A 19,963-nucleotide genomic window follows, 5' to 3' on the forward strand; every position below is an offset into this window, starting at 1 on the left:
GTCATGTCGTTACGGGGACGCTTCATGTCGTTACGGAGACGCTCGGGTCGTGGAGGCCACTCGGGTCGTGGCGGCCGTTCCTGTTGTGCCGGCCTCTTGGCCGGGTGGTCACGATTCCCGTCTCGGGGTCGTGGCTTACTTCGATGTGGAGGCCGTACGTGTCGCTGAGCAGGCTCTCGGTGAAGACCTGGGTGGGCGGGCCGTCCGCGCGGACCCGGCCACCGTGCAGCAGCACGACGTGGTCGGCGATCTCGGCGGCCTGGTTGAGGTCGTGCAGGACGACCCCGACCGCCACGCCGTGCTCCTCGGCCAGGTCGCGGATGAGCTCCAGCAGCTCGACCTGGTAGCGCAGGTCGAGGAACGTGGTGGGCTCGTCCAGCAGCAGGACGCCGGTGTCCTGGGCCAGGCAGGTGGCCAGCCAGACGCGCTGGAGCTCGCCCCCGGACAGCTCGTCGACGGGCCGGTCGGCCATCGTCGTCACGCCGGTCAGCTCCATCGCCCTGGCGACGGCGGCGGTGCCGTCCGGGTCGGCGGCCTTCCAGCGCCGCCGGTAGGGGTGGCGGCCGTACCCGACGACGTCGCGCACCTGCACACCGCCGGGCGTGGGGCGGCTCTGCGACAGCAGCGTCACCCGCTGGGCGAAGTCGCGCGCCGACAGCTCCAGGGCGCCGGAGCCGTCACCGAGCGTCACCGCGCCGCTGTCGGGGCGGTGCAGCCTGGCCAGCGCGCGCAGCAGCGTGGACTTGCCGCTGCCGTTCGGGCCCACAAGAGCGGTCACGTGGCCCGGCCGCAGGGTGATGCGACCGTCCTCGACCACGGTGGTGCCGTGGTAGCTGAGGCAAAGCTCCGCGCCGCGGAGAGAGATCTCCTCGGTCATGGGCCTAAGGTTAGGCTAACCTTGCTCAAAGCACTACGGCGGGTACGCGTTCCTAACGGTGAAATATCAACTCTTGTCCTGAAATGTGATCGCAGAGACACTCCGGACGGAGCCGTTTACTTCGCCGGGGAGGCGCTATGCGCTGGCGTGCCATGATCGTCACACTGCTGATGACGCTCGTGCTCGGGGGTGCCGCACTGCCCGGCTCCTCCTCGGACCCGGGCTCGCACGCGTACGAGATCTGGCTGGTCGACCAGTCCGACACCAACGGTCTCGCGTACGGCGGCACCGTCCACGTGTACGACGGCGGCGACGTCACCCGGAGGCTCTCCGCAGCCCGCCCGGCCGCCGTGATCGACCTCGGCGGCGCCACCTCGGCCCTGTGCCTGGCGAGCACCGGGCGGAACCCGGTCCGGCCGCACATGATCGTGTTCAACCAGGCCGACACCCACGCCGCGCTCGCCTTCGTCGCCAGCGGCCATGTGGTGATCTTCGACGCCGCCGCCCGGCGGCCGCTCGCCTGTCTCTCCACCGAGGCGGGTGCGGGCGGCGCCCGGCAGGCCCACGCCCTGTGGCCCACCGGGGACGACCGGTATCTCGTCGTCGCCAACCAGAACGGCAAGAAACTGGAGCGGATCCGCACCGACTACGCCGCCGGCACGTTCACCCAGGAGCCCGCGGCGACGCTCGACCTGGCGGGCTGTCAGACTCCGAGCGGCGCGCCGTGCCAAGCGCCGGAGGTCCGTCCCGACAACGCCCCGATCTGCCCGTTCATCGCCTCCGACAACGGGCCCGTCTTCGTCAGCCTGCGCGGGGGCGGCATGTTCGTCGTAGATTGGCGCGCCACGCCGATGGCCATCGTGGGGGAGTACGACGGGGCTCACGTGCCCGCGAACGGGTGCGGCTTCATCGAGGCCAAGGGCGCCGTCTTCGGCGACGGGGGCGGTGGCACCCCGGCCAACCTCGACCAGTTCAGCGTCTTCCGGATGCCGCGAACCGGCTACTCCGCCGCGAACCCGCCCAACACGCCGCCGGTGCAGCGGCTCTACGACGACGACACGCCGGAGCGCGACGCCCACGGGACGGCGGTCGGCCCCCGGGACCGGTACGTCTGGGTGGGCGACCGTGACGGCAACGTGGCGGAGGTCTTCGACGGCCGCACCGGTGCCCGGGCCGGGACGGTGCCGCTGACGTCGCCGTACAGTGCCGATCCGACGGTGGACCTGTTCGCCTCGTCGCCCGGGCGGGCGTGGCTGTTCGCCTCGACGCGCGGCCCGAACCCGCTCTCCGGTGACCCGCACTCCTCGCATGGGCACGATCCCGGGCTGCTGATCATCCGCATGGCGGACGACGGCCGCTCAGGGCAGGTGCGCGGCCTGATCCCCATCACGAACGTGGACGCGACGGGCGTCGAACGCGCCGACGCCCACGGCATCCGGGTGCGCCGCACCTCTTGAGCCCTTTGAGCGGCGTTCAGGGGCGGCCTTTGCGCGGCGTTCAGATGGTCACCGGGTCGCCGAGCCGGAGGCGGCCCTGGTCGCGGGGCACCAGGCGGACGCCGAACCAGGTCTTGCCGTTCCAGCTGCGGTGCCTGGCCAGCGTGCGGATCGGCTCCTTGCCCTTGACCAGGGTCAGCGGGTCGATGGTGGTGGCCGCGCACCGGTCGCACAACTCGGAGACGCGGAAACGTACCTCGCCGATCGTGACCTCGCTCCAGGCGTCCTCGGCGTACGGCTCGGCGCCGTCGATCACCACGCTCGGGCGGAAGCGCGCCATGTCGAGCGGGGTGTCGCCGCCGATCTGCTCGTCGAGGACGCGCAGCGACGCGGCGGACGTCAGCAGCAGCGGCGCGTCCCCGGCGAAGCTGACCACGTCGCCGGGCAGGCCGCCGTGGGCCGGGTCGATGGTGTGGCGGCGCGGGTCGTCCAGCCAGACCAGCCGGGCGGGGCGGCCGAGCAGGCTCGTGAACCACATGTGGGCGTCGTCGTCGGCGAGGATCGCCTGGTCGAGGCCGGTGAAGCCCACCGGGACCGGGCGCCCCGCGGCTGGGGGGACCTTCAGGTCGGGCAGGCCGGCGGCGGACAGCAGCAGGCCGTCGTCGCTCTGGTTCTGGGCGCGGACCGAGGCCAGCCGGGGATACTCGCCGAGCCAGAAGGTGTCGCCGGCCTCGTCGATGACGGCCCACCGCCGGTCGCCGGCCAGGCCCCAGGGTTCGACGGTCGCTTCGGGCAGGGACCAGCCGGCACTGCTTTTGACCGGATAAATGCGGATATCCACCAGGTGCATGATCGAATCGTAGGACGTGCCGCAGGCGATCGGCACCCGGCGGTGAAACTTTCACGCGCTCATGGCGCCCCGAAAGGAACGTGATCGACGCCGCGCCTTTATCAGCCAGGCGCCCGGCCGTATTAGTGCCCGCCCGATTGATCGCCCCCTGGACGAGTAAAATCTTCAACCAATAGCCTCCGGAGCACGTGGCGATATCGGCGTCACCTCAGGCGGAAGGCGGCAAGAATTGTCATCCCACATCCTGCGACACCGCACCGCGATCGTTCTCACACTGCTGGCCGCGGTCGTTCTCCCGGCCGCACCGGCACAGGCGACCACGGCCCGGGTCCCGGTTTTCCTGGAAGTGCGCGGGGACAACAACCAGAAACTTTCCGGCATGTACGGCTGGATCGAGTTCAACGACAGCACGACGTACACCTACCAGTTCTACCTGTGCCGTGAGTCCAGCTACAGCGCCGCGGGCGGCTACGTCTGGATGAACGACCGCACGAGCCAGCGGGCCTCGTACAGCGTGAATTACGGGAACACGTCGATAGCCGAATGCAGGTATCCGGCGGACCTGTTCGGAAAGACGGATTACGTCGGCAGCACCGTCACGAACGTGCGCTTGGAGGTGGAGGGTGTCAATTTCAACGGGCAGGGCCAGGCCACCTGGAGAAGGAGCGGTACCACCTACGACAATCCCTTCAACTGAAGCCGGGAGTCCCGTTCGTTGACACCCCAGGCGGCCGGTGTTTCACTCGGCCGGGTGCCGGCCAGATCTTCGGTGGCGCGGCTGCCTCGTGAGCCCGGCGTCCACCGGTTCCGCGACCGGCGCGGCCGGATCCTCTACCTGGGGCGCGCCACCGACCTGCGGAGCCGGGTGCGGTCGTACGGGGGGTGACCTGCGCGACCGCGCGCACCTGGCGGAGATGGTCGCCAGGGTCGCCCGGGTCGAGGCGGTGGCGTGCGGCTCGGCGCACGAGGCCGCGTGGCTGGAGCGCAACCTGCTCGAAGCCGCCATGCCGCCCTGGAACCGCGGCCAAGGAGGTGCGCGGCTGGCGGTCTCGGGGCTGCTGCGGGCGTACCCGCTGGCGTACACGCGGGACCGGCTCACCGCCGCCGGACGCGACCTCGCGAGCGGGCGCGGCGTCGGCCCGCGAGACAGGGAACGGCTGGCCGCGGCCGTCGCCGCCCGCCCCCTGAGTGGGCCGAGTTCGCCCGGCGCAACGCCGAGCTCGCCGCGACGCTCAGATAACGGCCGACGTACTTTCCGCGACCGCCGAAGCCGGGGCGCCGGCGAATAGAGTGGGATTCTGGGCAATTCCGGACGCGCTTTCGGGGGGCCGTCTGTGAACGATGCGCACGAAGTCTCATTCCTGATCCTGGGCCCGCTGGAGATCCACCGCGGCGGGCGTCCGGCCGAGCTGACCCGTCCCGCCGTACGCCGGCTCCTCGGCCTGCTGCTGCTCCGTCCCGGCCAGGTGTGGCCCGCCGACCGGCTCCTCGAACTGGTCTGGGAGCCGGGCACGGCGGCGTACGGGACGCTGCACACGACGGTGTCCCGGCTGCGGCGCTGGCTGTGGCAGAACCTGGACATGACCGACGTGCTCGTACGAGACGGCCCCGGCTACCGCCTCGACGTTCCCCCCGCCCTGGTCGACGCGAGCCGGTTCATGGCCGCGCTGACCAAGGCCGCCTCCGGCGAGGAGCCCGCCGCCGACATCGACGGCCTGCGCGCCGCCCTGCGGCTGTGGCGCGGCCCGGTGCTCGACGGTTGCGCGGAAGAGTGGACCTCGGTGCTGCAGGATCTGGAGCGGGCCCGGGTGCACGCCACCTGCCTGCTGGCCGACCGGGCCCTCGACCTGGGCAAACCCGAGCTGGCGATGCCGTTCGTCACGATGACCGCCGAGGCCTGGCCGTACGACGAGGCGCTGCAGCACCGGTTCATCGGGCTGCTGAACGCGTCGGGGCGGCGCGCCGAGGCGCTGCGGCACTATGAGAGCGTACGCACGCGGCTGGCCCACGACCTGGGCGTGGACCCTTCGCCCACGTTACGGCAGTTGCACCTCGACCTGCTGGTGGAGCGCGCGCCCGCCGTGACGTCCGCCGCCGCGCCGCCCGTACACCTGCCGCCGGATCTGCGCGACTTCACCGGGCGCGGCGAGCAGACCGAGCGGTTGCTGGGCGAGCTGGGCAACGGGCCGCACCACACCGTGGTGGTCTCGGCGATCACCGGGGGCGGCGGCGTCGGCAAGACCACGCTGGCCGTGCACGCCGCCCACCGCCTGCGCGCGGAGTTCGCCGGTGTCCTGTACGCCGACCTCAGGTCGGGCAAGCGGACGCCCGCCGACCCCGGCGCGGTCCTGGTCACCTTCCTGCGCGACCTCGGCGTCGAACCCGCCGCCGTGCCGCCGGGCACCGAGGAGCGCGCGGAACTGTACCGCTCCCTGCTCGCCTTCCGCCGCGTACTGATCGTCCTCGACGACGCCGACACCGAGGAGCAGGTGCTCCCGCTCCTGCCGGGCACCTCCACCTGCGGCGTGCTGGTGACCAGCCGTTACACCCTGGACCGGCTGCCCGGCGCGCTGCACCTGGAACTGCGCGAGTTCTCTCCCGCGCACGCGCTGGAGCTGCTGTCGCGCATCATCGGCCGCGAGCGCGCCGAGGCCGAGCCCGAAGCGGCCCGTGAACTGGTACGGCTGTGCGGCCACCTGCCCCTGGCGGTCCGCATCGCCGGCGCCCGGCTGAGCGCGGACCCCGCCGCGACGGCGGCCGACCTGGTGGCCCGCCTCCGCGACGAGCGGCTGCGCCTGGACGAGCTGTCGCATGGCGCCCTGAGCATCCGCGCCAGCCTCGCCGTCGGCTACCGCGGCCTGGACGAGCGGGCCGCCCGCCTGCTGCGCCTGCTCGGCCGGCTGGACTCGCCCGACTTCACCGCCGCCACCGGAGCGGCCGCGCTCGACTGCCCGGTCGCGGAGGCGCAGCGGGTGTTCGACCGGCTGGTACGCGCACGCCTGCTGGAGGTCGAACAGGGCCGCTACACCATGCACGACCTGATCAGGGCGTACGCCCGTGAGCTCGCCGACCCCGCCGACGAGGCAGAGGAGGCGCTGGGCCGGGTCCTCACCTGGTCGCTGACCCTCGCCCGGCGGGCACACCGTACCCAGTACGGCGGCGACTTCGTCGTCCTGCACGGCGACGTGGCCGACTGGGAGCCCGAACCCGGGCTGGCCGCGGCCGTCATCGCCGACGACCCCCTCGGCTGGGCGGACGACGAGCGGCACAACCTCGTCGCCCTGGCACGCCAGGCGGCCGCCACGGGCCGGGACGAACTGTGCTGGGACCTGGCGGTCTCCCTGGTCTCGGTGTTCGAGGTGCACTGGCACCACGACGAGTGGCGCGCGGTGCACGCCGCGGCCCTGGAGGCGACCCGCGCCGCCGGCAACCGCAGAGGCCGGGCGGCGGTGCTGACCGGGCTGGGCTATCTCCTGCGCTACCAGCACCGCTACGAGGAGGCGGCCCGTTCGCTGGAGGCGGCGGTGAAGCTGTTCGGGGAGGTGGAGGAGGTGTACGGGCTGACGCTGGCGCTGGTGCTGGCCGCCTCGACCGACGCCATGCGCGGCCGCTGCCACCGGGCGCTGGCCTCGTACGAGCAGGCGCTGGCCATCGTGTGCGCGGCCGGGGACGTCGGCACCGAGATCCTCACCCTGCGCAGCATCGCCGAGGTCCACCTCGACCTCGACCAGCCGGAGGAGGCCGAATCGCGCCTGCTGCGCGCCATGGCTCTGCTCGACCTGCACGACAGCCACCGCTCCCATCCACAGGTGCTCTCCCGCTGCGGCGAATTACGGCTCCTGCAGGGGCGGCCGACCGAGGCCCGGCCGCTGTTCGAGTGGGCGCTGCGGCTGGCCCGCGACGACGGCTCCCCGTACGCCGAGGCGCACGCCCTGCACGGCCTCGGCCTGGTACGCCTGGCGGCCGGCGACACCGACCGGGCCAAACGGACGCTGCGGGAGGCGCTGGTGATCGCGGAGAAGATCAGGGACGGCTTCGTCCAGGCGCGGGTCCTGGCCTCGCTCGGCGAGTGTCATCTGCGGGCCGGGGAGGTGGAGCGCGCGACGGCGTACCTGACCGAAGCCGCGCTGCTGAGCAGGCGGCTCGGCGCGCTGCCCATCGAGGCCAAGATCCTGACCGTACTGGCCCGGGCGCAGTCGGGCAGCGCGGAGGCCTCTGGGACGGCGTCACGTGCCCGGGAACTGAGCGAACGGATCCGCGTCCTCGGCTGAGACGGCCGTGGCCTGTGCGGTCAGTGTGCGGTAAGGCGGATTGTTCACGATGGTGCTCCATCGCCGACGGGGGTCGGGGAAGGAAAGGAGCACCTCGATGATCGGGACAATGTCGGGGGCCGGCGCACTGGCGTCACTGCTGGACCTCATCGCCGCCATACTCGTCCGCGAACCCACCGCCGAGCACCGTTTTGAGACGCGCCGGGACTCTCAGCTGGCGCGCGTTCGCGGCTATATCCAGGAGAACCTGGCCGATCCGCGCCTGTCACCCAAGACGATCGCGACGGCGCACCACATGTCCGTACGCTCCCTGCACCGGTTGTTCGCCGGCCAGGACACGACGGTCGCGTCGTGGATCCGGAACCAGCGGCTGGAACGATGCCGCCACGACCTGACGGATCCGGCGCTGCGGGATCGGCCCATTCACGCCATCGCCGGCCGGTGGGGTTTTCCCAGCCACGCCCATTTCACCAGGGCCTTTCGTACGGCCTATGGAATGTCCCCGCTTGAACACCGCCACGGGTACGGACCTCCGCGCCCGGCGCGGAGGTCCTGACCGTTTCAGCAGTCCTTGGTGCCGGACGGCTTGTCGGGGGCCCGCAGGTCGGCCCGGCTGTAGGCGCCGACCCATTCGCACGGGCCGTCGAACCAGCCGGTGACCGTGGCCTTCATTCTCTTGGATTGGCCGCAGGCGTTGTAGACCCGGGCGTACCAGGTGCCGTCCTTCTTCACCGCGCCCTCGAAAGCGCCGCACCCCATGACCGCGGAAGAAGCGGCGGTGGCGGGGGTGACCAGGACTGTACTCGCGCAGAGCGCGGCCGCTGCGGCCGCCATGGTGAGCTTGCCGAGTTTCGGCATGGTGTTGCCCTTCTCTGAGGAGGTCGGTAGTGGCCACTGCGTCCATGGTGTCCCGCGGGCGGGCGCTGGATCGTTAGCGATGCGTGCCAGGCACTTGCCACTACGCGCCAGGGGCGGGTGGCCGGAAGAAGAGGGCGACCAGGAGGGCGGTGAGGAGGCTGGCGACGGCGGCGACGGCCAGGACCGGGATGCCCAGGGTGAGGCCGATCTGCCGGCTCATCGTGCTCAGGCCGGTGGCCGGCCCCTGCTCGCTGTCGGGCAGCCTGGAGGTGGCGATGACCGTGTAGGCGACCAGCCCGACGGCGTGACCGAAGAAGGCCGCTGTGGGGACATACGGAGACGGTGGCGAGCACGATGGCGATCCCGCTGCCGCTCTGGCCGACGGTCAGCAGGGCGAGGATGCCCAGCCCCTGGATCGTCAGTGCCGTGATCAGTTGCTCCCTTGCACGGTCAGGCGCCTTCTGCCCCGTGGAGGACCGGGCTGTCTCGGGGCATGAGGCAAAGCGTGCGTAGGGCGGAGTTCGTGTCAGCCGGCGTCCAGAACGAAGAACAGAAAGCTCAGGAACCTCGTGCCGGTGATCTTGCGGAACTCCTCGGGGAACAGTTCGCGGGCTTCCGGCACGAACGGCGGTTCGCTGATGACGCTGATGCGAAAGCCGGCCGCGGTGAAGGCCTCGGTCATCGCGTGCAGCGGCCGGTCCCAGAAGCTCATCTGGGTGGTCTGCCCACCCATGGTCCATTCTTCGATCCGGTTACGGGTTCCGAAATAGCTGGGCTTCTCCCCGGCCATGTGCTGCATGAGGGTGATCACGAAAGGATGGTCGACCGAGACGAGGAGCCGGCCGCCCGGCCTGAGCACGCGTCGCAGCTCGGCCAGCGTCGGTCCCCAATCTTCCAGGTAGTGCAGCACCAGGGACGCGATGACGTCGTCGAACGCGCCGTCGGGAAAGGGCAGCGGGCCGGCCAGGTCGGCGACCCGCAGATCCGCGTCATCGCCCAGCCGCCGTCGCGCCAGCTCCAGCATTCCGGCACTCGCGTCGATGCCGGTCACGATGGCGCCTCGATCGCGCAGCGCGGAGAACAGGGGACCCGAGCCGCAGCCGGCGTCGAGGATCCGCCGGCCGGTCACGTCCCCGGCGAGCTCCAGCATCGCGGGCCGTTCGTAGTACGCGTTCGGGAGGCTCGTCTCGTTCTCGGCCGAGTACCCCTCGGCGATATGGTCATAGTCATTGAATCGGGACGGGTGCGCGGTCTCAACGTGATCTTCGGGCATTGTAGGCATGCGGGCCATTTTGGCCCAGTAGCCTCGGCGGCACAGACATACGGCGGATATGGATCGAGCAGGCAGCCGGCCTAACACCCTCACCAGCGAAGACGCAGCAGATCGAGCCGGGTCGAAGGAGCCGCTCCTCCGGCTCAGGCGCGCCGATCGCCCCCATGGGCCAACCGGCGACGGTGGTCGGCCTCGGGGCCGTCTGTACGCAGAAGGCACAGGGTGCGAAGCCAGGGCGACAGGTACGGTAGTCCCCACGAGCGTGGGGAGAATCCGCATGACCATCGATCAGCTCGCCGGCGAGATCATGGACGTCCCACCCCGTCGGCACCGGCCTGCCCGCTCGGGGCCGGAGCCGGCAGGCGCGCTCGACGAGGTCGTCCAGGCGTGGGCCGGCGGGCGGCCGTGACGCTGGACGGGCTTGAGCTGGCCCACCGCCGCACCGGCGCCGTCGGCCTGGGCGGCGCGCCGCCGGTCCCGTTCGCCGGTGCCGCCGAGGTGGTCGGCTGGTTCGGCGCGCTGCAGTCGCAGGACTACCACCCGGCGAAGTGGGCGGTCGCCCAGCGGCTCGGCCCCGGCGTCACCGACGTGGACCTCGATCGCGCGTTCGACGACGGCGTCATCCTGCGCACGCACGTGCTGCGCCCGACGTGGCACTTCGTGGCCCCCGCCGACCTGCGCTGGCTGCTGGAGCTGACGGCGCCGCGGGTGCACGTGCTCAACGCCTATGCCTACCGGCGGGGCGAGCTCGACGGCCCGCTGCTGCGCCGTACCACGGACCTGATCGCCGACGCCGTCGCCGGCGCGAACCACCTGACCCGCACCGAGATCGCGGCGTTGCTCGCCCGGCACGGCATCCTCGCGGAGCGGTTCCGGCTCGGCTACATCCTCATCCACGCCGAACTGGAGCGGGTGATCTGCAGCGGCCCGCTGCGGGGAAGGCGGCACACGTACGCGCTGCTCGACGAGCGGGTCCCGCGGGCGGCGAGCCTGGAGCGCGAGGCGGCGCTGGCCGAGCTGGTCCGCCGGTTCTTCACCAGCCACGGTCCGGCGACGGCGAAGGACCTGGCGTGGTGGTCCAGCCTCACACTCGCCGACATCGCCACCGGGCTGTCACTCGCCGGCGACGCGCTGGAGAACACCGACGTCGACGGCGTCACCTACTGGTCCGCGCCGGGGGACGCCCCCGCGCCGGCCGGACACCCATCGGTGCGGCTGCTGCAGGCGTACGACGAGTACATCGTCGGCTACCGGCAGAGCAAGCACCTGCTCGACCTCGGCGGCCTGCTGGTGGCGGCACCGGACAAGCTCGCCCTGCCGAACGGCGTCATCGTGGTCGACACGCAGGTGGCCGGCCGCTGGAGGCGCACGGTCCGGGCCGGCGCAGTCGTGCTCGAAGCGGTGCTGTACCGGCCGTTCGGCGCCGCAGAAACCGCCGCGCTGCACGCCGCGGCCGACGAACTGGGCGTGTTCCTGGGCGCACGCGCCGTCGTCTCGGTGAGCCTGCTGTGACCTCGGCCCCGGGCGGCCGCATCGACGCCGGCTCGAACCGTCCCGCTCGGTGGAGGCCCGGTCAGGGCCGCCTCCGCCGGACCGGATCCCTGAGCCGGTGTCCAGGGTTGTCGAGCAATCTGGCCGATCGGTCGCGTGAAGGTCCATCAACCGGCGGAGGCATCATGCGCAAAGGCATTGTGGTCACGGCTCAACCCGGTGTGGAGGACTTGGCCGCGCAGGCCGAGGAGCTGGGCTTCAGCAGCTTCTGGGTCTACGACACACCCATGCTCCACGGCGATCCGTTCGTGGCGCTGGCCTTGTGCGCGAAGGCCACCAGCCGTATCAAGCTCGGCGTCGGGGTGACCTCACCGGCATTGCGGTCGTTGCCGGCCGCGGCGAGCGCGTTCGCCAGCCTCAACGCGCTGGCGCCAGGCCGGATCATCTGCGGCGTCGGCACCGGCAACACCGCCCGGCGCACCCTGGGAATGCCGCCGGCCACGACGGCCGAACTCGAGAGATTCACCGCCGGGCTGCAGGAATTGTGCGCCGGAGGCGCCGTCGAGTACCGCGAGGGTGACCGGGCCGGCGACATCCGGCTCCTGCATGCCGGTCAGCATGTCAACACCACCGACCCCATCGAGTTCCTGGTGGCCGCGACCGGTCTGAAGGCCGCCGCCGTCGCCGGCCGTCGCGGCACCGGCATCATCTCCTTCGGCCTTCTGGATCCTGCGGCCTGGAGCGCGTTCCACCACACTCGCAGGCAGGCCGCGGGCGCTCCTCATGACGTCGGCTCCTACGTCATGACCTCGCTGCACGTGCTCGACGAGGGCGAGGACCCCTATGGCGACGCGGTCCGGGACGCGACGGGTCACATCGTCATGTCGCTGTTGACGTTCGCCGCCGACGCACCCGCGTTCGCCGAAAGGCTCGGTGCCGAGGAACGTCACGCGGTACGGTCACTCCTCGACCGGCGGGGCACCACGACCGTCGCGCCGGACCGGCACACCGCGCTCTACCCCCACTATCTGGAGCGCATCGCACCGGCGGACCGGGACCTGATCCTGCCGTCGCTGATCGACGCGCTGACCCTGGCCGGAACGCGGGACGACCTTCTCGCTCGCCTCGCCACCCTGGAACAAGCCGGGGTCGACGAGATCGTCATTCAGCCGGTGATCGATCCATCGACAGAGATGGCCCAGCTCGCGAAGCTGACCACCTGAGCCGTTCCCCAGCGGGCCCCGCCTCAGACACGCGGGGCCCTTGACGTATCAAATGAATGCTTTTTTAATTGCGGCATGTCGTGATCCACGTCAGAGACGGAGTTGCGAGATGACCGTGGACGACCGCTTCGGTCAAGGCCTCGAAGAGGCCCGCAAGAACCGGCTGCTCGGCACCTACAGCGAGATCGTGACCGATCCGGTCTCAGACTGGGCGACCGACTTCTCCCATGTCGACCCCGCGTACGCCGCGGACCCCTACGCCATCCAGGACGACCTGCGGCAACGCTGCCCGATCGCGCACACCGAGCGGTTCGGGGGTGTCTGGCTGCCGACCCGCTACGAGGACGTCGCCGCGATCGCGTACGACACCGACCGCTTCTCGTCGCGCTCGATCATCATCAGCAACGTCAAGCCACCCCCCGAGCTGGCCCCGGTCGGCGCGGCGCCGCCGATCTCCTCCGATCCGCCGTTCCACCACGACGCCCGCAAGCTGCTGCTCCCGGCGTTCACCAAGACGGCCGTGAGCAGGCAGGAGGCGGCGACGCGGGCGTTCTGTCACGAGCTGATCGACGCGATGCAGGGACAGGACGTCGTGGACGCGGCCCGTGACTACGCCCAGCACATTCCGATGCGGGTGATCGCCGACATGCTGGGCTTCCCGCCCGAGGACGGGCCGCGGTTCCGGGTGTTCGTCGAGAACGCCCTGGAGAGCGTGAACCGGCCGCCCGAGGAGCGGTTCGAGCGGTTCACGCAGTTGTCCGACTATCTGGTCGTGCAGATTCAGGACCACCTCGCCAACCCGCGCGACGACCTGACGACGTACCTCATCAATGCCGAGCTCCACGGCCGCAAGCTCGATCCCACGCATGTGGTGGGCACGATGACGTTGCTGCTCATCGCGGGGATCGACACGACGTGGAGCGCCATCGGGGCGTCGTTGTGGCATCTGGCGAAGACGCCGGCCGATCGGGAGCGGCTGGTGGCCGAGCCGGGGCTGCTGCCGACGGCGATGGAGGAGCTGCTGCGGGCGTACGCGCCGGTCACGATGGCGCGGCTGGTAAAAGAGGACATGAGCTGGAACGGCGTCGACATGCGGGCCGACGACTGGGTGCTGCTGTCGTTCCCGGCGGCCAACCGTGATCCGGCGCAGTTCGAGCAGGCGAACGAGGTCGTCATCGATCGGGAGGTCAACCGGCACGCCGCCTTCGGGCTGGGCATCCATCGGTGTGTGGGCTCGCATCTCGCGCGGATGGAGCTGCGGGTGGCGCTGGAGGTCTGGCTGGAGCGCGTTCCCGAGTTCACGCTGGCCGATCCGGCGGCGGTGACCTGGGCCGCGAGTCAGGTACGCGGTCCGCGCACGCTTCCGCTGCGGATCGGGGCCGTCCCGGGTTGACGGACGAAATGAACGATCTTTTAATTCTCCTATGGGACGCATCGCCGGTGTCACCGCCGCCGAGACTCGCGCACGGTTGCTGCGGGCCGCGGCGGAGGTCTTCGCCGCCCGCGGCTACGACGGCACCCGCGTGGCCGACATCGCCGTGGCGGCGGGGGTGAGCAACGGCGCGCTGTACGCCCACTTCGGCTCGAAGGCCGACCTGCTGGTGGCCGCGCTGCGCGAGCACGGCCGGCGGCCGCTGGCCGACGTGGTCGCCGCCGGCCCCGATCTGCCGGTGCCCGACCTGCTGCTCGCGATCGGCCGCTGGCTGCCGCACCGCAACGCGGCCAGGAACGACGTGATCGTCGAGGCCATGGTCGCGGCCCGCAGGGACGAGGACGTGGCGCTCGCCATGCGCGACTACGCCGCCGAGCGTGCCGGCTGGCTGGCCGACCTGGCGCGGGTGGCGCAGGATGGTGGCGAACTGGATCCGCGGGTGTCGCCGGACGCGCTGGCCCACTTCTGCCTGCTGCTGTCGGTGGGCAGCGCGCTCATCAGCCCGGCCCTGCACGCCGTCGATGACGAGGAGTGGGGGGCGCTGCTCGCCCGCGTCGTCGGCGCGCTCGCCGCCCCATCGAACACAGAGCGGAGTACGCACGATGAAGGTACGCATCGATCCTGAACGCTGCCAGGGGCACGGCCGCTGCTACGACCTGGCCCCTGACCTGTTCGGCGAGGACGACGAGGGCTACGGCCTCGTCACCGGCGACGGCAGTGTGCCGGCGGGCGAGGAGCACACCGCCCGCCTGGCGGTGTCCAACTGCCCGGAACGCGCGATCGAGCTCCTCTAGGAAGGGCAGGGGGCGGTGAAGGGGATCTCGGGGCCGATGCGGCGCCGCCATTCCGCCGCCGTGAGCACCTGCCCGGTGAGCGCGCAGATCCGCTGGACGGCCCGGTCCGCGTCGAGGTCGTAGAAGATCAGTTCACTGCCCGCGGCGGCCAGGGTCCTGCCGCCGGGGCCGAAGTCCAGCGAGCTGATGCCGCCGCTGAACCCGGTCAGCGGCCGGCCGAAGGGCTCGGGCCGGGCCGGGTCGGTGACGTCCCACAGGCGGATGCTCTCGTCGGCACCGGCGCTCGCCAGCGTGCGCCCGTCGGGGCTGAAGGCGACGGCCGCGACCGGCTCCGTGTGGCCGGTGAGGGCAGGTCCGATGGACTTCGGGGCCGTGGGGTCGGCGAGGTTCCACAGGCGTACGCGTCCGTCCTCGCCCGCGCTGGCCAGGACCCGGCCGTCGGGCCGGAAGGCGACGGCCTTGACCTCCGCCGTGTGGGCGGTGAACGTGGCGGCGGGGGCGAAGCCGGGCACGTGCCACAGGCGTACGGTCAGGTCTTTGCCGGCGGCGGCGAGCAGGCGGCCGTCGGGGCGGAAGGCCACCGCGTGGACCCAGCCGGGTTCGGCCAGCGTCATCAGCGTCGAAGCGGCGCCGATGTCCCACACCCGGATCGTGCGGTCCCAGCTCGCGCTGGCCAGCAGCCCTCCGCTCGGGTCGAAGACGAGCGAGGAGACGTGCTCGGTATGACCGGTGAGCCGGCTCGGCGGGCCGGCCCTGGCCGGGCCGGAGACGTCCCACAGCCGCACCGCCGGGTCCCTGAGGGAGGAGCCGCTGGCGAGCAGGCGTCCGTCCGGGCTGAAGGCGATGGCCGTGACGGCGTCGCCGTGTTCCCTGATGGGCGGGCCGAGTGGCGTGAGGCCGCCCGTGCCGGAAAGGCTCCAGAGCCTGATCGTGTGGTCGTAACCGCCGCTGGCCACGACCCGGCCGTCGGAGCGGACGTCCACCGCGGCGACGCCGACGGTGTGCCCGGCCCAGCGTGACGGCGTCAGGTGCCACAACTGGATGGTGTGATCGGCGCCGGCACTGGCCAGCAGCCGCCCGTCGGCGCTGAAGGTCAGGGCGCTGAGGTAACCGGTGTGGGCGGAGAAGGGCAGCCCGAGCGCCAGCGGGGCGCCGGGAGCGGAGATGTTCCACAGTTGCACCGCGCCCTGCGTGTTTCCGGTGGCCAGGACCTGCCCGCCAGGGCCGAAGGCCGCGATGTTGCTGGACCGGTCGGGGAAAGGGCGTCCGATCGGGGCCGGTGACCTCCGGTCGTCCAGATGCCACAGGCGCGCGGCGCGGTCGGCGTCGATGGCCGTCAGCAGGCGGCCGTCGGGGCTGAACGAGGGTGCGCGCGCGGCGCCTTCGACGCGCTTGCCGAGCGGCTCGGGGCGGGCCGGATCGGACACGTCCACCAGCAGCGCGTTCGCCACCAGGGTGCGGCCGTCGGGGGCGAAGGCCAGCGACTCCGTGGAGCCGCCGGTGTCGACGCTGGACAGGAGCCTGGGCCGGGCCGGATCGGCCAGGCTCCACAGCCGGACGCGATCTCCGTGGCCGCCGCTGGCCAGCAGTCGCCCGTCGGGGCTGATGGCGATCTCGCTCTCCGTATCGTTGGCCAAAGGCTCGCCCAGCGTTTTCGGTGCGGCGGGGTCGGAGACGTCCCACAGCCGGATGTGCGAAAGGTCCGCGCCCGCCACGATCCGCCCGGCGCCGAAGGCCAGGGAGGTGACGCCGAACTCCAAGCCGGTCAGCGGAAGCCCCAGGGGTCTGGCCTTGCCGGGCCGTGACACGTCCCACAGCCTGATCGTGCCGTCGTCGGAGGAACTGGCCAGGACCTTCCCGTCAGGCCGGAAGGCCAGGCCGGACACCGCGTCGGTGTGGCCGGTGAGCGGGGTGGCGAGGGGCAGGGTGGCGGCCGAGACGAGCCGCGTGAACGTCTCCGCCGACGGCCTCATCTGGTGCGCGCGCACCGCGAGCTGGGCCGACAGCGAGGCGTTCGTGTCGCGTACCCGGTCGGACTCGGCGAGCACCCGGCTGTAGAGCACGAGGTCGCGCTGGCGTATCGCCTCCGACTGGCCGCCGAGGGCGAGGAGCGCGCCGCTCGTGGCGGCGACCGTCAGCGCGGTCAGCGCCGCGATGATCCCGCCGCGCACCCGCTGCGTACGGCGCCGCTGCCGTTCGGAGGCCGCCAGGAACGCCCGCGCCGCCTGGCTGAGATCCGCGTCCGCGGACCCGTTCGCCCACCCGCGTACCGCCTCCAGCCGGTTGCCCCGGTACAGCCGCGAGGAGTCGCGCCGCGCGCGGTCCCACGCCGCCGCCGTCTCCTCCAGGTCCTGGCGGGCGGGCCGGCCGGCGCGGTCGTCGTCTATCCAGCGGCGCAGCAGCGGCCAGCCGTGCAGGAGGGCCTCGTGCGTGATCTCGACGGCGTCCTGGTGCCGGGTGAGCAGCCGCGCCTGCGTGAACCGGTCGGCCACCGCCGCGGCCGTGGCCGGGGCGGAGCTGCCGTTCACCAGCTCGGCCCACGGCAGCCGGCGGCGCGTGTCCTGGGTGCCGTCGCCGATCCTGGTCAGGCGCAGCAGCAGCGAGCGGGCCATGGCCTGGCCCGCGGGGTCGAGGCCGGCGTACACGCGTTCCGCGGTGGTGGCGATGGCGCGCTGAATGCCGCCGGTCGCCCGGTAGCCGTCAACGGTGAGGGTGGCGCCGTGGCGCTGCAGCCAGCTCGCGCGCAGCGCGTGGGCCAGCAGCGGCAGCCGGCCCGCCGCGTTCTCGGAGTCGTCGGTGACCGCGCCGAGGTCGCGCAGCAGCACCTCGACCAGGCCGGGCTCCATCTCCAGCCCGACGTCCTGCGCGGGGTGCACGATGGCGGCGCGCAGCTCGGACGGGGACATCGCGCCGATCACCAGCGGGCTGTCCTGCAGGGCGGTACGCAGGGCGGGAAGGCCGACGCAGGCCGGGTAGAAGTCGGCCCGCACGCCGATCAGGACCAGCGCGTCCCCGGCGGCCAGCAGGGCGAGCGACTCGGCGAACCGGTGCCGCCGCGCGGCGTCGCCGCACAGCGTGAACAACTCCTCGAACTGGTCGACCACCACCACCAAGCGGCCGTCCCGGCTCAGGGCCTCGTCGAGCAGGCGTACCGCCTCGCGCGGGTCGTCGGCGAGCGTCTCGGCCACCGCCTGGGGATCGGCGCCGGCGAGCGGGCCGAGCCGCGTGGCCAGCGCCAGGAACGGATCCCCGGTCGGCGTGCACTCCACCACCGGCCAGTGCCGGGACCCCGGCAGGGCGCCCTGCTCCAGCCGGGGCAGCAGGCCCGCGCGGAGCAGCGAGGTCTTGCCCGCGCCCGACGGCGCCACCACCATCTGGATGCCGCGCGCGGTCAGGCGGTGGTCGAGCCGGGCGAGCAGCTCCGCGATCAGCGCGTCCCGGCCGAAGAACCAGCGGGCCTGGTCACGGCCGAAGGCGGCCAGCCCCGGGTACGGGCACTGGTCCGCCACCGCGCCCGGCACGGTCCGGCGCGTGCCGTCCGCGTAGTGGAAGTGCTGGTCGCGGCCCGCCTGGTGGATCCGGGCCGCGTCGGAGGCGTGCGCCGTCAGGTGGACGCCGTCCCGGCCGTCGTCGTCCGGGCCGGGCGGGGGATCGTCGGGGCGCGGCTCCATGGGGCCTCTCATCCCACCACCGCTCACATCAGCGGCGGAAGATGCCCGGGAGGCCATACAAGGGTTACGAACGCCGCGAATAGGTCAGCGCGACCACACCCGAGTCGAACGTGCGGCTCCCCGACAGCGCCAGCGACGTCTTGTCCGGCGACTCGGCGAACAGCCGCGCGCCGGACCCCAGCACGACCGGGAAGACCATGAGCCGCACCTCGTCGACCAGGCCCCGCCGCAGCAGCTCCTGCGCGAGCGTGCGGCTGCCGTGGACGAAGAGGTGCCCGTCGCCGTCCTGCCGCTTGAGCGCCTCGACCTCGCTCGTCAGGTCGCCCGCGAGAAGGGTGGCGTTCCAGGTCAGGGGCTCCCGCAGGGTGCCGGACGCGACGTACTTGGGCAGCGCGTTCATCCGGTCGGCGAACGCGCCCGTCACCTCCGGCCAGGCGGCGGAGAAGCCCTCGTAGGTGACCCGGCCGAGCAGCAGGGCCGAGGTCTCCTGAAGCTCCTCGAACTTGTGGTCGTCGTGGTCGGGGACGTAGTGCTCCATCACCCAGCCGCTGTGCCGGAAACCGGGCTCGCCGCCCGGACCCTCCATGACACCGTCGAGTGACACGAACTCCGAAATGACCAGCTTTTTCGTCATGCCTGGAAGGCTAAGAGCGAGCGCGAGGCCAGGTCTTGTACAGAAGCGACAGCGCCCGAATCGGAGGATTCCCTCCGCTTATCATGTGGTCATGACCACGACCGGAGGACTGCGAGCCGACGCCCGGCGCAACCGTGAGAAGCTCGTCGAGGCCGCCCGCGACCTCATCGCCGAGCACGGCACCGAGGTCTCCCTCGACGACGTCGCCCGTCGCGCCGGGGTCGGCGTGGGCACCGTCTACCGCCGGTTCCCGCACCGGCAGGCGCTGGTCCAGGCCGTCGCGCTCGACGACCTGCGCCGGGTGGTCGACACCGCCAGCACCGCCGAGGCCGAGGAGCCCGACGGCTGGGGCGCCCTCGGCCGGTTCGTCCGCGCCGCCGGTGACGACCTGCCGCTGGCCAGCCGCCTGTCGGCCTGGTTCGCGCCGGCGTGGGACGCCCCGCGTACCGATCCGGAGAACCTGCGGCTGCGCCGGTCGCTGCTGCGGGCCCTGGACCGGATGGTCGCCCGCGCCCAGGCCGAGGGCGCCGTGCGCGCCGACCTCACCGGCGGCGACCTGGCCCTGCTCCTGGCCCGGGTGCTGCGCCCGCTGCCCGGCCTGCCGGACGGGATGGACGACACCGACCGGCACCTCGCGCTCGTCCTCGACGGCCTGCGCCCGGGCGCGCCCCTGCCCGGCCGTGGCCCGAGTTTCGAGGACCTGGACGTGCGGTGAGAGGGGGTTACCGTGGAGGCGGGAAGGAGCTCCGATGCTGCTCATCTCGCGCCTCGCCATGGGAACGATGTTGTCGATGGGCCCTTGCGGCCCGGAGCGGCCAGGCGAACTGCGATTGGAGAGCGAGCGCCTGCTCTACACCGACACCCTGCTGTGGGTCGGTCTGGTGGAGCGGCCGGGGCGGTCGGAGCTCCGGCTGATCGGTGAGATCGACTTCAGCAACGGCGCCGCCGTGGCGGGCATCCTGGCGACGGCCCGGGGCATCGCCGGCCGGCTCGTCGTCGACCTCGACCGGCTCACCTTCATCGACGTGGCCGGGATCCGGGTGCTGGCCACCTTCTGCGAGGAGAGCGCCGTACTCTTCACGAACGTCCCCGACAGCGTGAGCCGCGTCAGCGAGCTGCTGGAGCTGCCCCCGCTGCGGTGATCGCGGAAACG

20 protein-coding genes are annotated in these 19,963 nt (G+C 72.1%); 14 read left to right on the plus strand and 6 right to left on the minus strand.

Features of this window, described 5'->3' with window-relative positions:
- Positions 1-22: 22 nt before the first annotated feature.
- The gene (locus C4V41_RS05115; protein WP_103954513.1) at positions 23-877 is read right to left on the minus strand and encodes an ABC transporter ATP-binding protein; all 855 of its coding nucleotides are present in this window, start codon (positions 875-877) and stop codon (positions 23-25) included.
- A gap of 137 nt (positions 878-1,014) precedes the next feature.
- Here C4V41_RS05115 and C4V41_RS05120 point away from each other — a divergent pair, with 137 nt between their 5' ends.
- Positions 1,015-2,334, plus strand: coding sequence for a hypothetical protein (locus tag C4V41_RS05120; protein WP_103954514.1), 1,320 nt, complete (start codon positions 1,015-1,017; stop codon positions 2,332-2,334).
- 40 nt (positions 2,335-2,374) lie between these two features.
- Here C4V41_RS05120 and C4V41_RS05125 read toward each other — a convergent pair whose 3' ends face one another.
- Complete coding sequence (locus C4V41_RS05125; RefSeq protein WP_103954755.1) at positions 2,375-3,163, minus strand: MOSC domain-containing protein; 789 nt, start codon at positions 3,161-3,163, stop codon at positions 2,375-2,377.
- Positions 3,164-3,392: 229 nt separating this feature from the next.
- On the opposite strand from C4V41_RS05125, the gene C4V41_RS05130 reads away from it, so the two are divergent.
- The 5 genes from C4V41_RS05130 to C4V41_RS05145 all read left to right on the plus strand — a co-directional run bounded on the left by C4V41_RS05130 (position 3,393) and on the right by C4V41_RS05145 (position 7,990).
- Entirely contained in the window at positions 3,393-3,860 is a 468-nt protein-coding gene (locus C4V41_RS05130) for a hypothetical protein (RefSeq protein ID WP_103954515.1), read from the plus strand.
- A 54-nt stretch (positions 3,861-3,914) separates the two neighbouring features.
- Positions 3,915-4,049 (plus strand): GIY-YIG nuclease family protein, encoded by a 135-nt coding sequence (locus C4V41_RS65245; protein ID WP_268808530.1) that lies wholly within the window; start codon positions 3,915-3,917, stop codon positions 4,047-4,049.
- Positions 4,050-4,077: 28 nt separating this feature from the next.
- Positions 4,078-4,452, plus strand: coding sequence for a hypothetical protein (locus C4V41_RS05135; RefSeq protein WP_103954516.1), 375 nt, complete (start codon positions 4,078-4,080; stop codon positions 4,450-4,452).
- A 45-nt stretch (positions 4,453-4,497) separates the two neighbouring features.
- Positions 4,498-7,434: an AfsR/SARP family transcriptional regulator gene (locus tag C4V41_RS05140; RefSeq protein WP_103954517.1), complete on the plus strand. Its 2,937-nt coding sequence runs from the start codon at positions 4,498-4,500 to the stop codon at positions 7,432-7,434.
- Positions 7,435-7,531: 97 nt separating this feature from the next.
- Positions 7,532-7,990: a helix-turn-helix domain-containing protein gene (locus C4V41_RS05145; protein WP_235029905.1), complete on the plus strand. Its 459-nt coding sequence runs from the start codon at positions 7,532-7,534 to the stop codon at positions 7,988-7,990.
- A 5-nt stretch (positions 7,991-7,995) separates the two neighbouring features.
- Here the strand turns inward: C4V41_RS05145 and C4V41_RS05150 are convergent, their stop codons facing one another.
- Together C4V41_RS05150 and C4V41_RS05155 are read right to left on the minus strand one after the other, a co-directional pair.
- A complete protein-coding gene (locus C4V41_RS05150; protein ID WP_103954519.1) occupies positions 7,996-8,292 on the minus strand; it encodes a hypothetical protein in 297 nt (98 codons plus the stop codon).
- Between the two features lie 526 nt (positions 8,293-8,818).
- Positions 8,819-9,583: a class I SAM-dependent methyltransferase gene (locus C4V41_RS05155; protein ID WP_103954520.1), complete on the minus strand. Its 765-nt coding sequence runs from the start codon at positions 9,581-9,583 to the stop codon at positions 8,819-8,821.
- A gap of 259 nt (positions 9,584-9,842) precedes the next feature.
- Here C4V41_RS05155 and C4V41_RS65250 point away from each other — a divergent pair, with 259 nt between their 5' ends.
- The 6 genes from C4V41_RS65250 to C4V41_RS05180 all read left to right on the plus strand — a co-directional run bounded on the left by C4V41_RS65250 (position 9,843) and on the right by C4V41_RS05180 (position 14,505).
- Positions 9,843-9,974 (plus strand): hypothetical protein, encoded by a 132-nt coding sequence (locus tag C4V41_RS65250; protein WP_268808531.1) that lies wholly within the window; start codon positions 9,843-9,845, stop codon positions 9,972-9,974.
- Positions 9,953-11,077 (plus strand): winged helix DNA-binding domain-containing protein, encoded by a 1,125-nt coding sequence (locus tag C4V41_RS05160; RefSeq protein ID WP_160150169.1) that lies wholly within the window; start codon positions 9,953-9,955, stop codon positions 11,075-11,077. Before C4V41_RS65250 ends, C4V41_RS05160 begins: the two co-directional genes overlap by 22 nt.
- Before the next feature lie 164 nt (positions 11,078-11,241).
- Positions 11,242-12,279 (plus strand): LLM class flavin-dependent oxidoreductase, encoded by a 1,038-nt coding sequence (locus C4V41_RS05165; RefSeq protein WP_103954522.1) that lies wholly within the window; start codon positions 11,242-11,244, stop codon positions 12,277-12,279.
- 109 nt (positions 12,280-12,388) lie between these two features.
- Complete coding sequence (locus tag C4V41_RS05170; protein ID WP_103954523.1) at positions 12,389-13,672, plus strand: cytochrome P450; 1,284 nt, start codon at positions 12,389-12,391, stop codon at positions 13,670-13,672.
- A 31-nt stretch (positions 13,673-13,703) separates the two neighbouring features.
- Entirely contained in the window at positions 13,704-14,336 is a 633-nt protein-coding gene (locus C4V41_RS05175; RefSeq protein ID WP_103954524.1) for a TetR/AcrR family transcriptional regulator, read from the plus strand.
- The gene (locus C4V41_RS05180; RefSeq protein WP_103954525.1) at positions 14,314-14,505 is read left to right on the plus strand and encodes a ferredoxin; all 192 of its coding nucleotides are present in this window, start codon (positions 14,314-14,316) and stop codon (positions 14,503-14,505) included. The genes C4V41_RS05175 and C4V41_RS05180 overlap by 23 nt, the downstream gene beginning before the upstream one ends.
- On the opposite strand, the gene C4V41_RS05185 is transcribed toward C4V41_RS05180, so the two are convergent.
- Both C4V41_RS05185 and C4V41_RS05190 read right to left on the minus strand, forming a co-directional pair.
- Positions 14,502-18,188 carry an nSTAND1 domain-containing NTPase gene (locus tag C4V41_RS05185; protein ID WP_146103539.1) on the minus strand — a complete coding sequence of 1,229 codons (3,687 nt, stop codon included), beginning with the start codon at positions 18,186-18,188 and terminating at the stop codon, positions 14,502-14,504. The genes C4V41_RS05180 and C4V41_RS05185 overlap by 4 nt on opposite strands.
- A 52-nt stretch (positions 18,189-18,240) precedes the next feature.
- Positions 18,241-18,810, minus strand: a complete 570-nt coding sequence (locus C4V41_RS05190) for a dihydrofolate reductase family protein (RefSeq protein ID WP_103954527.1) — start codon at positions 18,808-18,810, stop codon at positions 18,241-18,243.
- A 91-nt stretch (positions 18,811-18,901) separates the two neighbouring features.
- On the opposite strand from C4V41_RS05190, the gene C4V41_RS60595 reads away from it, so the two are divergent.
- Positions 18,902-19,525, plus strand: coding sequence for a TetR/AcrR family transcriptional regulator (locus C4V41_RS60595; protein ID WP_160150170.1), 624 nt, complete (start codon positions 18,902-18,904; stop codon positions 19,523-19,525).
- Between the two features lie 34 nt (positions 19,526-19,559).
- Positions 19,560-19,952 (plus strand): STAS domain-containing protein, encoded by a 393-nt coding sequence (locus tag C4V41_RS05200; RefSeq protein WP_146103543.1) that lies wholly within the window; start codon positions 19,560-19,562, stop codon positions 19,950-19,952.
- Positions 19,953-19,963: the final 11 nt, after the last annotated feature.

It is taken from the genome of Nonomuraea solani, assembly GCF_900108335.1.
GTDB classification, from domain to species: domain Bacteria; phylum Actinomycetota; class Actinomycetes; order Streptosporangiales; family Streptosporangiaceae; genus Nonomuraea; species Nonomuraea solani.